Raw genomic sequence first — 16,583 nt, 5'->3', positions numbered from 1 at the left:
TCAAGCTTCACACCTATTCTTGATGATTCAGTCAAACATGCAGGAGGAGACAATGGGGAAATATGTAGTAGTAGCTATTGGCGGCAACTCGCTCGTCAAGGACAATGACCGTGATTCTATTCAGGATCAATCCGAAGCCGTTCGCGAAATTGCTGCTAATATTGCAGATATGGTACAGGAAGGCACCGATGTGGTCGTTACTCATGGCAACGGGCCGCAGGTCGGCTTTGAGCTGAGACGCAGCGAGGTTGCCCACGAAGTAATCGGCATGAGCGCTGTTCCGCTCGTCAATTGCGTTGCCGATACACAAGGCGGAATCGGCTATTTGGTTCAGCAAGCGTTAACCAATGAGTTTATTAACCGCGGCATTACTAAAAAAGTCGCTACAGTAATTACGCAAGTAGAGGTTAGCAGCGATGATCCAAACTTCCAAAACCCAACGAAGCCGGTAGGCTCCTTCTTCACTGCCGAGCAAGCCGAAGAGCTGAAGAAATCTTATCCGGAATGGACAATGATTGAAGACTCCGGCCGCGGATATCGCAGAGTTGTGCCATCACCTGTACCGGTTGATATTGTAGAAAAGGATGTTATCAAATCGCTGATCGAATCCGGCTATGTCGTAATCGCAGTTGGCGGCGGCGGCATTCCGGTCGTGAAGACAGCCGAGCAAACGTATGAAGGTATTGATGCTGTAATCGATAAAGACTTTGCTACGAGCTTGCTCGCAGAGCAGATCGATGCAGAAGCGCTTGTCATTACAACTGGTGTTCCAAAAGTATTCGTCCACTTCGGCACGCCTGAGCAGAAAGCGCTGGATGAGGTGTCCGTTGAAGAAATCAAGCAATATGCAGCTGAAGGCCATTTCCCGAAAGGCAGCATGCTGCCAAAAATCGAAGCCAGCCTCAAATTCCTTGAGAAGCAAGGCCGTCGTGTTATTATTACGAATCCTGAAAGCTTACAGGATGCTATCCAGAAGCAAGCAGGAACCCATATCATTAACTAATTTTTAGGGAGGCTATTACAATGGATTACATGAAAATGGCAGCTGAAAAAACAATTGAAGGCATGAACGCAAAGATCGGCGGCCCGTTTGGCGCCACAATCGTGAAAGGCGACGAAATTATTGCAGTAGTCAGCAATACGATGATGCGCGACACAGATCCTTCTGCACATGCAGAGATGGTTGCCGTTCGCGAGGCATGCAAAAAATTGGGCACGATGAATTTGGAAGGCTGTACCGTGTATGCCACTTGCGAGCCTTGTCCAATGTGCGTTTCTGTTATGATCTGGGCAGGCATCAAAGAAGTATACTACTGCAATACTTCTGAAGATGCAGACAAGTTTGGCTTCAGCGACATGCATTTGCGCAAGTATTTGAAAGGCATTGATGACAGCGTAATTAATATGGTTAAAGTGCCGCAACGCGATGATTGCGACTACCTGTTCGAGCATTTCGATAAGCTTCAAGAAGAAAACAAGTAACAGCTTGACACTTTCGCTGCAAATTACAATTTTCTGCTGCCCGTTCGGCGAACGGTTCTCAAAAAATAACGAGTCATTGTAGAGTCTTATTATTGCTTGCCAAAGGCTGCACACTATGTCTCGGCATGGTCACACGTTCCGTTATTTGCCTTAAAACCGTCATTTTTGTAATTTCGCGGCCACACATTCCGCTATTCGGGTCTAAAAGAAGCTTTTTCTGCGATTTATGGATCAATAGCGGAACGTCTGTCACTTTGAAGCCTCAAAACTGCGATTTTGGGCGTAATAACGGAACGACTGACCAGCTAGGGATGTTGTTGATCATTGTGAATAGGGAAACAAGCAATGCGAAATGGCGGTCGCTGCAATCATGTTTAGGCGGGGACTGCAATCATGTTAAGGCGGGGACTGCAATCATGTTTAGGCGGGCACTGTATTCCAGTTTAGGCGGACGCAGCCGCTGCTTCATTCCCAATTGGCTAAGCATATGGAACAAACCTCTCCTTGCAGCTCATCTGCAAAGAGAGGTTTTTTTGCAACTTGCTAGGTTATAGCAATTTTCATTTGCTGCGTTCTAGCGATTTTCATCACTACGTTCTAGCAAGTTTCGATGTAAAGCTATAGATGCCGGAGCCTGCATAATAAACGACTTCAGCATCGCTTGCCTCATGGAGTGACAGGCAGTCTGTCTCATTATTAACAGGCTGACCATTCTCTTCTATTTGACCAGAGTAAGCAGACGGAATATGGATATAAGCACGAGTGTTTGCAGGAATACAGACGGATAAATGGAAGGTATTGTCCTCAAGTTTCCACTCAGACTTTACTTTGCCATAAGGAGTTCCATAGCTTGCTTTCGAATAGGTTAAGCCGCCTAGCGGCTTAGGTGCTATAGTTATTTGCCTGCAGCCTGCTTCCCTGCCTCTAATTCCCCCTACCTGCTCATACAGCCACTCTCCAACAGAGCCAAAAGCATAATGACAAAGGGAGTTCATTCCCGGTCGCTGGAACCCTTTCTCCTTCGTCCAGCCGTCCCAGCGTTCCCAAATCGTAGTAGCTCCATTCACTACAGAATATAGCCATGACGGATAGCTTTCTTTTAATAATAGAGAAAATGCCAATTCATCATGGCCGTATCTTGACAGCACGCGCATCAAGGAGCGGGTGCCATGAAAGCCGGTAGTAGCCATGCCTGTCGAGGTCACTTTACGAATGAGCCGGTTCAATGCTTTCTCTTCCAGCTGTTTATTATGAATTAAATTGAAATCGAGCGCCATAGCATATACAGTCTGTGTATCCCCCTTGATCTCGCCATCACTAGTAATAAATTCAGCATGAAATGCTGCTACGATTTTTCGGTATAAGGCTTCATAGTGTGAAACCTCCTCCCTGCTTCCTATCAAGCTGGCGATCTTTATCATGATCTGAGCATCATAGGCCCAATACAAGGTAGAAAAAACGTCATACGGGGTAGAAGAATTTTCAGCGACGAGCCAGCCATATTGTTCTTTCATTTCCTCAAGCGGACGTTCATGGACAGATAACCAGTCCCCGTATTGCGGAGCGTCGCAGCGTATGCCGCTTGCATAGAGCTGATCGTTATAATCCATCCAGCGCTTCATGCTGTCATAGTGGCGCCTTAAAATCTCCCTGTCTCCATATACCTCATACATGAGCCAGCTAATGATAACCGGTGCATCCGCCCAGCCGGCAGAACCAATATGGGTATACGTAAAATCATTGTTATAGGCTGTTTTGGGCCCAAACACAAATGGTGCAAAGTCGCTGTAAGCGCCGGTTGGCTGCTGTCCGTCCGCCAGATCCGTCATCCACTTCGTCATAAAAGAAGCAATATCCATATTGTAAGCCGCTGTTCTTGCGAAAATTTGCGCATCCCCCGTCCAGCCATGCCGCTCATCACGCTGCGGGCAATCGGTTGGCACACTCATATAATTATTGCGCTGCGACCAAAGTATATTTTGGAACAATTTATTTATTAGCGGATTGGAGGTTGTAAGCTCCCCTGTTTCGGTAAGATTGGAATGAACAACCTTACAGGTAAGCTGCTCCTTCGTCAATGGCTTCGTTAACCCGCTAATCTCAACGTATTGAAAGCCATGGCAAGTAAACGCAGTTTCAAATTGATAAGCACCCGCTTCTGCTGTTTTAAAACGATCCGTTTGCAGCGCTAAACGCAAATTATCCGTATATAAATTTCCTTCTGCATCTAGCGCCTCAGCATAACGAAGCGTGATGGTTTGCTGCGCTTCCTCCTCCAGCTGCAGCGCCAGCCAGCCGGTCAGATTTTGACCGATATCGACTAACCAGCTTCCATTTGGCAATTGTCTAATAGAACGGATTGAATGCTCGCGGGTTTGGGCAACAGGCGGAACCATCTGAGCAACCAGCTTGCCGCGATAGTCGTACATCCGCTCTGCCGGATACCAAGTATGTTCTTCAAAAGACGGCAGCATCCATCCCTCCATTGCTTTATTCGCATCATAGGTTTCGCCCATTTGCAGGTCTGATGCGGTAATCGGGCCGAAAGACGCTTTCCAGCTCTCATCGCTGGAAACGGACATACCTGTTCCATCTTCAAACTCAATATTGCACTGCATAAAGAAGGAGGGCTCCATGCCGTATTTTTGAAAGCCATACATGCCAAGATAGCCTGTATACCAGCCATGGCCCAGCATAACGCTTAATGCAATTTCACCGCTGCTTTGCTGAAATGCTGAAGTAGCGTCATAAGTTTGGTATTGTGTACGAACATGATAATCTGTCCATTCCGGTGCAAAAAGATGTCTGCCCAGCTTTTCACCGTTAACATGAATGCGGTATACGCCAAGCGCGGTTGCATATATCGTTGCACGGCGAACGGCCTGCTGCAAATTCAACGATTTGCGGAAATAAACGACCGGATTAGGCCTCTCCCTAGTCGGGCGAAGACCGCTTTTTAGACCGATCCAGCAGCCATGCCATTCATCGCGCCGGAGCAGCCCCATACTGAAAAAGGCAGGCTCACTATATGAGGTCACTTCATTTTTCTCATCCCAAATGCGTACTTTCCAATATACCTGCTGCTCAGAAGAAAGGGGATCGCCTTCGTACTTTACATGCAATGAAATGTCGGAGAGCACCTTGCCTGTGTCCCATAGATCGCCTGTATCAGCATGCAGAAAGGCTTCATTGGACGAGGCGATAATTTGATAGGCAGATTGCATAACCCCCCGGCGGTTAGGAGCGTCAATGATCCAGCTGAAGCGGGGCTCAGGGCTATCAATACCCAGTGGATTGATTAAATATTCGGTACGTAATGAAGTCAATTGTATGGAGTTCAACGGAAAGCCTCCTCCTCTATCCTTTTACTCCGCCGGATGCCATGCCTTCCATCACTTTGCCGGAGAAGAAAAAGAATAAAATCAATAATGGAATGGTAGCCATAACAGAGCCAGCCAGCGCCAGATCAAAGTTATACATCATATTATTCGTGAATTTAACGATCATAAGCGGCAATGTTTTATTGCTTTCACTTTGTAGAAAAATAATCGGAATAAAAAATTGATTCCATATTTGCACGGACATAATGATACATACGCTGAAAACAACCGGGCTCGCGAGTGGAAACATTATTTTATAAAAGGTTGTCCATTCATTCGCTCCGTCTATTTTGGCAGATTCGTACATATCCTTTGGCAGCTTTTCAAAAAAAATAGTTAGCAGAAAGACGGGCATGGACAGTCCAGCCGCCAGCACAAGCACTACCGCCCAAGGAGTATTAATTAAGCCCAGCTGCCGGATAAGCAGAAAGACGGGAACGATCCCGAGCTGAACAGGAAACATTAACCCGACAATAAAATAAAGCAGCACGCCTTGCTTGCCTTTAAAATGAAATCTGCCGATCCCGTATGCAGCCATTGTAGATAAAATAACAACCAGAAGCAGTGCGGCGATGAGAATGAATACACTATTGAAAAAATATACAAAAAATTTCGCCTCGGCAAATAGCTTGATATAGTTGGCAAAGCTCAAAGCATCCGGGATGCCGAATGTGTTGGACAGCAGATCCTTTTTGTCCCTTAAAGACTGAAAAGACATATAGCCTAGCAGAAAGAGGGTGAAAAGCGATGTCCCCCATAATAAAATGGAGCTCGTAATCATCTTTTTTGGACGCAGTATGTTCATATCAGTCCTCCGATTTCCGATACGTTAAGGAAAGCTGCAGCAAGGCAACGACAAAAATAATGACAAACATTACACAGGCTATCGTAGTGCCCATTCCCATTGCATTTACGTTTGTAGTGCCGCCTACCGCACTATTTTCACCGAAAGCGATACGATAGAAAAACAGCGACATCACATCGACACTTCGGTTTATGCCGCCGGACACACCGCCTAGCATAAAGCTGAAATCAAAGGTGGTCATAGCGAATATATAGGTCAATATCAACATATTGAATATAGTCGTTTTAATTTGCGGAACGATAATGGACCAAAAGCGTCTCCAATAGCTCGCCCCCTCAAGCAAGGCAGCCTCCATAATTTCATGCGAAATCATTTTCATAGCCCCTAAAAAGAAAACCATCCCTACTCCAATACCCGACCATGCAATGAGCAGCCACACAATATAGATGCCGAACTCCGGAACTCCCATCCACGGTCTTGTATACTCGCTCATCCCAATCGCTTCAAGCAGCTTATTAAATACGCCAATATTGCCGTCAAAAATAAGGACACCCATAAACACAATAACTGGCGTGGAAATAAATTGCGGCGAAAAGATCATCGCTTGAAAAAAGCGGTGCCCTTTAATTTGGGAAAATAAAATATAAGCGATAATAATCTGCAAAGGTAAAACGACGACTGTATTTAGCAAAAAAATCGTTCCGCTATTTTTCAACGCATTTACTAATTGGCTGGATAGTTCGGGATTGCTGAATAGTTCCATATAGTTCTGAAACCCGATAAATTGTTTTACGCCAATGCCATCCCACTTCGTTAAGCTTAGCTGTGCTGCTGAAAAAATAGGATAAATAGAAAATAACGAATAGAGAAGTAAACCGGGCAATATAAACCAAATAAAAGGACGTTTTTTAAGCCAGGTTAGCATAGCTGCAAGCACCTCATTTCATTCCTTCACAACAATAAAACGGCTTCCTCTTTAACAACAGGCAGCGTGCCCAAGGAACGCTGCCTGTATTGGCCAAGAATATTTGTAAAACTGTACAGCTGCCTGCTTTTTCACCATATAAGCCGGTTAAGGTTTACTTTGTTGGATACGAAGCGGCCTTATCTAAGATTTGCACCGCTTCCTCTCCTGAAATGGATAGAGATAGCAGCTTCGGAATAACATCCTTCATCATAATATCTGCTGCGTTGGACTCTGGAGTTGATAGAGCTGTCAGGACGGAGTATATATTTAATCCTGCCTCGTCAAATTGCGCTAATTCCTTAACTCCCTCATCTTTAGCTGTTATATCTTTCAGCGTTGGAACGAGGCCAGTATAGTTCTCCATTATTTGCTGCGCCTCCACGCTATTCAAGAAGTTCAAATACTGTACTGCTGCGTCTGGATGCTTCGAGCCGGAGGATATAGCATACGTCATAAAATTGCTATAGCTGGATTGAACTATACGCTTGCCATCATTATTCGGTACGGAGAATCGGCCCAGGTTGAGTCCCGACTCGCTATACGTGGAGTTGTTCCAGGTTCCGTCAATAATCATAGCGGCTTTGCCATTTGTAAAAGCAAACTGTGCGCCGGCACTATCCGTGGCTAAAAAGTCTTTATCAAAATAGCCCTTTTCTGAAAAATCTCGAATGAATTGGAACATATCCGCCAGATTTTTATCGTCCGTTAATTTGCCGTCCCCATTCATGGCAGCCTTCAATCCGTCATTAGCAAAGGCAGGAGCGAAGGCAAATACCGGCCAAGCGCGATCCCATTCGTTTTTGCCCGCTAATGCAATAGGGGTTACGCCTGCGCTTTTAAGCGTGCTCATAATGGACATAAATTCCTCCCAGTTAGCAGGAACACTCAAACTATTTTTAGCAAAAATATCTTTGTTATAGTAGACAACGTTTGTATCAAAAAATGCAGGCAAGGAGCAATAAATTTTGCCATCAATCATACAATAAGATTTTTCGGATTCGGAGAATCGGCTGAGATCCATATTGTAAGAAGTCAGGTCCGTTATAAAACCATTCTGCTGCATTTCTTTCATTTTTGATGTTTTATCGCCTTGAACCATAAATAAGTCCGGCAGCTCATTCGCTTGCAACGCCACATTCAAGCTTTGATCGTTTTGAGCAAAATCAAACTCGATTTTGATGTTCGGATGTTTTGTAGCGAAGAGTGCGTTTATTTCTTTAAAAGGCTCTTCCAAAACAGCTTGATTACCCAGATCCCCCCATACCTTTAAAGATACATTTTCTGTATTAGGCTGTTTTGTAGCATTACTGCCGGTGTTATTCTTATCTTTTCCTCCGCCAGAGTTGCCCCCGCCACACGCTTGCAGCACTATTGCTGCCATGATGATTGAGGCAAGAAGTATAATTGATTTTTTTCTCATCCTTTTAATCCCCCTTCGTTATCGATCGTGCAAGCTGCTTTTATCAACGCTTTCGAATATATTGTAAGCGCTTCACGATAACTCGAGCCATCGTCAAATCGATGGTTTTTATTCCACTTTTCAATAACATGCGAACCCGCATGCCAAATTTATCGGTAAACCTTCCATTTTTTACGATGCTGCTTATTTTAATTTAAAATGTTTAATCGTTTGGCCTGTAACCTTTTTAAACACTTTTGTGAAATAGTTCGCATTCATGTACCCAACCTGCTCGGCAATCTCTTCAGTGGACAATGAGGTGCTTCTAAACAGCTTAATCGCTTCTTGAATACGAATTCTCGTCAAATAATCGATAAAGGCTTCTCCAGTTTCTTGTCTGAATTTTTGACTGAAATAATTGACGCTCAGATGAACATGCTCGGCAACATCTTCAAGCCGCAATGAAGCGTAATGATTGGCGACGTACTCATTAACTTTAGCAATCCAGACTGCTGTATTGGCGCCAGACTGGGTGTACTGCTCGGCAGCTGCTGTCATTTGGGAAAAATGCCGCAAAAGCTGCGTACTGGATTTCACTTTTGAAATATAGTCAGGCAGCGGCCATAATCCGTTAAAAAATGTTTCTATATATTCTGTTGCAATCCGGCAGTCATTCAGCAAATGATCGGATAATTGATGAGCGGCTTGCTTGTATAACCGCATCCATTCCTCCGGCTCTATATGCTCGCCTTCATCCAAATGCTGCTGTAAATCTGCAGCCAGCTCATGAAATTGATAAAAGGCAATGCGTTTGCGAATAAGCTGATGGAGCTCCAGCCATTCTTCATGCTCAAAGGAGCGAGGCACCGGAGATAGGTCCTCTATCATCCATAAAGCTTCTTTATGGAAAGCTAAACGGCTCAATTGCAAGGCTGCCGATCTTGCTTCATGCCAGCCGTCCTTAATAGAGCGGGGCGAGCTCCAAAAGACAGCTGTTTTTATATTTAACTTTTCATGACTGGTGGCGCACCACTCTGTAGTCATTTCTTCCAATACTTCTGTCGTGAACGGCGTTTCCGCAACAGCAAGCAGTCCGTGCAGCCTGCCTTTATCCTCGCCTAAAAAAATCGGGTTTTTAATACGTGCAAACATTTCGGCTATAAGCAAGGAAAGAACGCGTATTTCTCCGTTTTCATAGCCGTCTTGGCGCTCTAGCGGCTCTATCATAATCCAGCGGCAGCTGCTGGCATGAAGCTTGTCCATCCACGCACTGAGCAGCGGGTATTCAAAGCAAGCATCCGGCTGCCTGCTTTCCACAAGCAGTCTGGCCTTTTCGGCTTCTAACGAAGACAGTGCGCTCTCAGCGTCAGGGCGGGAGACAGCGTCTGCCTCGTGATAAGAAACGTTCAAGCTGTCTAGTACCCGGAATAACTCTTCCGGCTCTATTTGATATTTTGAAATATAATCTTTGACGCCTAATTGAATTGCCTTTCTAGTGTATTCAAAGTCATTGTAGCTGCTAAGAATGATGACACTCGTGCTTGGGCTTACTTGCCGCAAATGGCTGATCAGCTCCAAGCCGCCCATGCCCGGCATTTTAATATCTGTCAAAACAATATCGTAATGTTCTCTTTTAGCTGCTTCGAGCGCTTCTGCCCCGTTTTTAAAAACACCTTCTATACGGTAACCGCGGCTTTCCCAGTCGATCATCGATTGAAGACCGATCCGCACAAGTGATTCGTCATCTACGATCATTACTTTACGCATACAGAGCTCCCTCCTGCTTCGGTATTTTTAATGTAACTATTGTCCCTTTCTGTTGTTCACTATTAATAAATACTCCATATTGTTCTCCATAATGAAGCTGCACACGTTCGACAACGCTATGAAAACCAAAATGCTTATCCTCACTATGCTTGCTCTGTTTTAATTTTAACAATTGCTCTTCGCTCATCCCAATCCCGTTATCTATCACATCCAGCCAAATATAATCTCGTTCCGCCCTAGCTCGAATCGTAATGACTCCAGGACGATCGGCATGAGCGAGCGCATGAATAAGCGAATTTTCAATTAACGGCTGCAATAAAAACTTTGGAATTCGTATATCCAGAAGCTCCTCTGGTATTTGGCAAATTAATTCGAAATGCTGATAGCGGACACGTTGTATTTTCACATAATCATCTAAAATAGCAAAATCTGTGCGCATCGGAACTAGCTTCTCATCTCCCCTTAGTCCATAGGTTAAAAGCCGGTTCAGTGCATCCAGCATATCTTTTATATGATCCTGCTTTTGAATAATAGCCATCCAGCGTATAGAGTTTAATGTGTTGTATAAAAAATGGGGGGACAATTGCTGCTGCAAAGCGCGCAGCTCTGCATTTTTCTTTTTATGCTCTTGCTTCGTCTTTTCTTCAATCAAATTTTCTATTTCATACATTAAGGAGATAAGCGTATCATTCATTTCAACAATCTCTACCGCGCCTGCGAAACGCTGCAGCTTCTCGGCTTTAACGCCGCGAATGCTTTGCTTCATGTTCCGCAATAGCTTGCGAATGGGGATAACAAGATCCTTTACTAGCAAATGAGTAACAAGCAAACCTATGACCGCGCAAATAGAAATTAACATGACTGCGGTCTTTACAGTATCGTAGATAGAAGCATAGAGCTGCTGCAGGGGCAGCTCTGCCGACAGCGACCATCCTGTATACATCGGCTCTTGCGAGTAGGTGTCTGCTTGATATTTATTGGAGTCCAATACAATTTCATTAGATAACAGCACTTCGCCGTCAGCATCCAGCAGTTTAATAGGTATATCCTGCACGGTCGCATCAAATTGATCCGTAAATAACTTCGTATCGATGATTAACGTTAAGTGGCCTAAATGATGAAGCTTCGGGTCTTTTATCGCTCTGGCCAATCGAAATGACAGCGTGTCCGAAAAACCGTCCGAAAAAGCTTGCGGTTCGAACCAGACTGCCCCTCCCTTTTTCTGTTCAACCTTTTCTTGATACACTGGATCAAGCACATCGTAATTCAAGATAGAGCTTTTTCCATACGTGTATATTTGATCGTCCGTTGCAATAATAATGGCTCGAATGTAACTATTGTTGTCTGCGTTGAGCCAGATTGCATTCAGTTTATTGTTAATTGCACTTTCTATTAAAAAGCGGTCGTATGTCGTTTCAGGCTGCTTCGTAGCCAATGTCATAATTTCAGTATCTGTCATAATTTGACGGGACAGCTTTTCAAAGGTATGCACCTGGTCATCTAATTTCTTGCCCAGCACATTTAACAGGTCTGTCATGTTAGAGATTCTGTTTACTTTTGCTTCATTCGCGTAATTATTCGTCAAATAATACATGCTTAGCAAGGCCGGACCGATAATAAGCGGAATATAAATAAGCATGAGCTTGTAAGGAACACGAATGCGATTCCAGCGGCTATTAAATTTACGAATGAGACGGAGCATGGCCGAACTCCCCTTCAGCGTTTTTTTTGCTATCATAGTTCATCCGCCTCCTTTTCGTCTACATTATTTGAAAACCTTTACTTTCTTTTCATTTAAAAAAACCTTCCCGGCAGTACGTTATGGAAGGTTGATTCCATTGGCGAACGGCGTGGAGAAGGTTCTTTTGCACTTCTAGTTATTTTACAAAAGCTATAAGATCGATAAAATGACTTTCACGGCTTCCGCCCTAGTCGTTACTTCATTAGGAGCGAAGCGTTTATTTGTTTTTCCAAGCAAAACTCCTTTGCTTTGCAGCGCGGCTGCGTATCCCCTCGCCCAGTCAGGAATTTGGCTGTCATCGCTAAACTCTGTGGGCGCAGTTAATGGTTCAAGCTGGAGCGCACGGGCGACAATAACAGCGAGCTCCGCTCTTGTCAGCCCATCGTTAGGGCGCAGGCTGCCATCCTGATAGCCGGTTATCCACCCTTTGCCTGCCGCTGCTGCGATCGATGATTGCGCCCAACTGCCGATAGCAGCTTGGTCAACAAAGCTGAATGTCGAAGCTGATTGCGGCACTTTTAAAGCTTGCACCAGCATATGCACAAACTCAGCCCGGCTTACATGACGATCCGGCTGGAAGCTTCCATCCGGATACCCTTTCACGAAGCCTTTTTGCACCGCTTGCTCAATATCCTGCTTTGCCCAATGATTGCCTATGTCCTTCAGCTGATTGCCGGACTGCCCATTGCCATCTCCATCGGTTTTCCCATTCTCACCCGACTCCTCTTCCTCGTCCTCATCGGTTTCACTTGGCGGATTTGGATTTGGGGTTGGGTTTAGATTAGTATCAGGGTTAGGATTTGCCGGACCTGGCTCTTTCAAGGAATCAACTAAAGCATCATATGCAGGCTTCGCTTCGTAATTCTCATCAAAAATAAGTCCATTTCCAAAGCTGCCATAAGAATGATGCGGCTGCAGGGACGAGTAACGATCCGTAAAGCCCCACATCGACAGTGCATTGAACTTTATACCATTAACTTTGAATTTTTTAACCATATCGGTAATTTCACCGAAATAATCAGCTTGCTCTTGCAGTGTAGCCGCATTGACAGGTTTATGAATGTTCATATCCAGCTCCGAAACACGAACCTCGATGCCGATATTAGCGAATTTAGTCGCTGTTGCTTTAAACTCTGCTGCGCTGACAGGATCCCACTGATCCGTTAAATCCTCATGCATCTGAAAGCCTACGCCATGCACAGGCACACCGCGCTGCTTCAACCCTTTGACTAATTCAAACACAGCATTGCTTTTTATATTATCCTCTTCTATCCAATACTCATTTACATATAGCTTTGCTGCCGGATTAGCCGCATGTGCCGCTCTTAATGCGATTTCAATATATTCCTCGCCAAGCTTATCATACCAAATAGACGGACGAATATTGGGATCAACATTCAGGCCTGCCATCGGCTCATTAATAATATCCCAGCTCATAATTTTCGGGTAACGGCTCACAACAGTTGTAATATGCTCTTCCAATATCGTCTTTAACTCTTGCTTGCTGAAATTGCCGTCGGTTACCCATCGCGGTACAGCTTCGCTCCAAGCCATCGTATGGCCATGCACTTTCATTTTATGAAGCTCAGCATATTCCATCAGCGCGTCCATTTCAGCAAAGGCATATTCATTGCGCTGCGGATGTATGAATTGGAATTTCATATCATTTTCCGGCGTAATCATATTGAATTCGCGCCCTAGTATTTCCGCATATTGAGGGTCGCTGATCAGCGCATTGACAGAAACGGCTGTACCGATAGACAAATGCGAATATTTTTTGGCCGCCAGGCTGCGCAGCGACTCAGCCCTGCTGCCCGATAAGCTAAATTGCTGATCCTGGACGTCCAGTGTTGAAGCTGGATCCAGCGGCTTCGCATAGATGGCTTGAATCATGAAGGATTTGCCGACAGCCGCATCTGCTCCGAAATAAACCTTATGGCTATCGAATACGCCTGGATCATCCAACTGCCCGACCTCATTCTGGTTCACATAAAATACAAGCTTGCCAGCATTGCTTGCTACGGAAACTCTGGTTTCGCCAGCTCCGTTATAACTGTACTCAGCTGTATCCGGATAAGCGGACAAGCCATCATAAACATTTACATGCAGCTTGCCTCCATGCAGCTCCATGCTGACATATTTGCCTTCTTCCCGCCATTCATCCTGAATGATCGGCAAGGCGCCGTACAGCTGTACAGAAGGGCGCGCCTGCTGCGAAGCTAGAAGCTCAAAATCTATCATAAAATTACCAGATACATTCAGCTGCGGCCCGCGCAAATTTATAGGCGGATTGGCAACAGCAGGCTGACTTGACTGGTTGCCTAGCGGAATGATCCCTCTTCCCAATCCTTTTACAATCAGCTCGCTGCCTACCATCGTTGCACCCGACATTTGATTCCAGTTATGTCCCTTCAGCAAATTATACCCCTCAGTAGACGCCGTTATCGCAGCTGCGCCAGACCGGTTGCCCGCCAGGTCAACAGCTTTAATCAAAAAATCATACGTCGTATTAGCCGTCAGGCCTTGCAATATAATTGCTGTATTTGCTGTAAAAACAGTGCGCTCTCCATAACTGATCTCATAGCCCGAAACGGCAATATTGTCCGTTGACGCAATCCAGGACAGTGCAATCGTATCGCTTGTCACCTCAGTAACCTGCGGTGAACCCGGTGCGGTTGGCGGCTCTGCATCCGTTCCTTCGTAAATCAAAACCTCCTCGAACATAATTTTGCCTAAAGAACTGCTGCCCGGGTTGCTGACAGCCAGCCCTGCATACGCATTGTCCGGCATCGCAATCTGCTTCTCGCCCACCTTCGTCCACTCGCTGCCGTCTGACGATACGAATCCAATAAACGTATCGCCTGTGCGCACAATTTTCACCCATGCAGGAAGCGTTCCCGGTCTGGTCGTGTCAGCTGTGCTGCCTTCCATTTGTTCACGGAATTGAAAGCTGGCCACATTCGGCGTCATCATCATATCGGCATGCGCAGCATTGGCAGCAATGGATTCACGGATCATGACACCCGCTTTTGCCCATTCGCTTACATCTGTCATTCCGGCAACCTTGGCCATTAAATGCCCGTCGCCATTAAGCGGCTGATAAATATAATGCATCGCATCGCTGGTGCCCCAAATATCTGTGCCTGTGCTCTTTACTGTAAAGCTATCTTTTGCCGCATCATATTGAGAGCTGCTTGTGCCGGATCCAATACTGGCTGCTGACCAAGGCTGAGGGATCGCTCCTCCGCCCGGATTAGGATTTGTTGGCGAATCTTCCTCTAACAGTTCCACATTTTCAATAACTGCTTGATTGGACTCGCTATCGTCCGGGTTGCTTAATGCGATGCCAACATACACCTGCTCATCCATTGGAATCGTAATACTGCCTACTGGCTCCCAAGAATCGCCATCGGCGGATATATAGCCAGTAAAATCATCACCGCTTCTGCTCAGCTTCAGCCATAACGGCGCTGCTGCATCAGCGGTTTGATCTGCCATGCCTCCTCTTGTATGTTGCCTATATTGAAAGGTTGCGCCATTCTCCGGCGTAAGCATCATGTCGGCATGCTTCGAGTCTCGATCGAGTGATTCGCGAATCATGACGCCCGCCTTGGCCCATCCGCTCATTTGCTCCATGGATTTGACCTTAACAATCATCGTCATATCGCCCGAAGCCTCTTTGTAGACATAGTTCAATTGATCCATATTGCCCCAGATGTCCGTTGAATGGCCGCTTAGTATAAATTGACCGTTTGCAGCTTCATACTTTGCAGCTCCCGGCTTAAGTCCAATATTTCTAGCCTTCCAGCCTTCCGGCAGTTCCGCTTCGTAATCCTGCTCAACCGGCGGTGTCCAGCCAGGCGTAGGCCAATCCTTGCGCTCTTTGATTTTAATCAACTCAGATTCTGGCCACTTTTGATAAGCAAAAAAGGACAGCCTTTTTACATCCGGATAATTTTCCCGTAAGCCCTTATAAATTTCCTGATATTCATCATCCGTCCAATCGTTATCCAGCGTAGCTACAATTTCGACGTTCGCTCCGCTGGTCAAATCCGATGTATCCTTCAAAATGCCATACTCATTGCTGTATACCCAATCGCTCTCAAAGCCCCAATCGTCGAAATAAGCCATGGGCGCTACAAAATCAATATGCTGCTTGAATTTGGACACATCCTGTCCTACCTCTACGAATTCAGGCGGCAAGATGTACACGCCCAGCTTCGTATTCGGTTTGGAGGATTGCGCAATATCACTGCGAATACCGCCTACATATTCACCAATCTGATCCGTTCTCCACTCATTCCACTGCGAACGCCGGGCAGATTCCGTACTGAAGTCGATTTCAAGCGGCGAGTAACCAAACTCTGCTTCATATTTGTCTACTGTATACTCACTTACATCCATATTGTAATCATCAAAGCGAATCCAATCGAGCACGACGCCATCGACATCATAATTTTCGTTAACCTCTAATATAATAGAGCGCTCGTACGCCTGCACCTCATGATGAAGCGGGTTGACGAAATATTCGCTTCCATTCCAGCCAGTGAAAGGTGTCGGTACGCCGTCAACCAATGCTTTCATTTGCCAATCACTATTTTCCAAAAAAGCTTCCTGATCGTGGAACTGAGGAATCCAGGCATGTACCTTAATGTCCTTTTCATGAGCAGCATCAATAACAGCCTGCAGGGCATCGAAATCTTCATAGCCTTCAGCTATCCGGGCAATGCTGCTGTTGTAAAACACCTGCCCGGAACGAACCTCGTCATCTTCATCCTGCTTCACATTCATACTGATGACATTAACGCCATATTGCTCAGCCATATTCACAAAGCTTTGCACATCAGCGTTATTTTTAAATTGATTGACCGTCCTCACGATAACCTCTGTTTCAAACGGCGTGTTCGTCGCTTCATTAGCTGAAGCCGGTTCTGCATAGCCTAATTGCAGGCCAATTGAGCTGAACAACAAGGATGCCGCAGCAATTGAAGCGAGCCGCTTCTTTAGCCTTAATTTCATTAATTACCCCTCCTGTTTCGTCT

General features: G+C 45.5%; 9 protein-coding genes. 2 read left to right on the top strand and 7 right to left on the bottom strand.

Annotated features, from left to right (window positions below; genetic code table 11):
- The first annotated feature begins 52 nt into the window (after positions 1-52).
- Both arcC and V1L65_RS14735 read left to right on the top strand, forming a co-directional pair.
- Positions 53-1,003, top strand: coding sequence for a carbamate kinase (gene arcC / locus V1L65_RS14740; RefSeq protein ID WP_331699948.1), 951 nt, complete (start codon positions 53-55; stop codon positions 1,001-1,003).
- Between the two features lie 20 nt (positions 1,004-1,023).
- Positions 1,024-1,482 carry a nucleoside deaminase gene (locus V1L65_RS14735; RefSeq protein WP_331699947.1) on the top strand — a complete coding sequence of 153 codons (459 nt, stop codon included), beginning with the start codon at positions 1,024-1,026 and terminating at the stop codon, positions 1,480-1,482.
- A 590-nt stretch (positions 1,483-2,072) separates the two neighbouring features.
- On the opposite strand, the gene V1L65_RS14730 is transcribed toward V1L65_RS14735, so the two are convergent.
- From V1L65_RS14730 to V1L65_RS14700, 7 genes are all read right to left on the bottom strand, one after another.
- Positions 2,073-4,823: a family 78 glycoside hydrolase catalytic domain gene (locus V1L65_RS14730; protein ID WP_331699946.1), complete on the bottom strand. Its 2,751-nt coding sequence runs from the start codon at positions 4,821-4,823 to the stop codon at positions 2,073-2,075.
- A 16-nt stretch (positions 4,824-4,839) separates the two neighbouring features.
- Positions 4,840-5,667: a carbohydrate ABC transporter permease gene (locus tag V1L65_RS14725; RefSeq protein ID WP_331699945.1), complete on the bottom strand. Its 828-nt coding sequence runs from the start codon at positions 5,665-5,667 to the stop codon at positions 4,840-4,842.
- 1 nt (position 5,668) lies between these two features.
- Complete coding sequence (locus tag V1L65_RS14720; protein ID WP_331699944.1) at positions 5,669-6,604, bottom strand: carbohydrate ABC transporter permease; 936 nt, start codon at positions 6,602-6,604, stop codon at positions 5,669-5,671.
- Between the two features lie 142 nt (positions 6,605-6,746).
- On the bottom strand, positions 6,747-8,054 hold the full coding sequence (locus V1L65_RS14715) for an ABC transporter substrate-binding protein (RefSeq protein ID WP_331699943.1): 1,308 nt from the start codon (positions 8,052-8,054) through the stop codon (positions 6,747-6,749).
- A gap of 183 nt (positions 8,055-8,237) precedes the next feature.
- Positions 8,238-9,800: a response regulator gene (locus tag V1L65_RS14710; protein WP_331699941.1), complete on the bottom strand. Its 1,563-nt coding sequence runs from the start codon at positions 9,798-9,800 to the stop codon at positions 8,238-8,240.
- Positions 9,793-11,538, bottom strand: a complete 1,746-nt coding sequence (locus V1L65_RS14705; protein WP_331699940.1) for a sensor histidine kinase — start codon at positions 11,536-11,538, stop codon at positions 9,793-9,795. The genes V1L65_RS14710 and V1L65_RS14705 overlap by 8 nt, the downstream gene beginning before the upstream one ends.
- 153 nt (positions 11,539-11,691) lie before the next feature.
- Positions 11,692-16,560 (bottom strand): endo-1,4-beta-xylanase, encoded by a 4,869-nt coding sequence (locus V1L65_RS14700; protein WP_331699939.1) that lies wholly within the window; start codon positions 16,558-16,560, stop codon positions 11,692-11,694.
- Between the last annotated feature and the right edge of the window lie 23 nt (positions 16,561-16,583).

The organism is Paenibacillus sp. IITD108, assembly GCF_036541265.1.
In the GTDB taxonomy this organism is placed as follows: domain Bacteria; phylum Bacillota; class Bacilli; order Paenibacillales; family Paenibacillaceae; genus Pristimantibacillus.
Note: the sequence above shows the minus strand (reverse complement) of the source record. Positions and strands in the feature narration are given on the sequence as shown.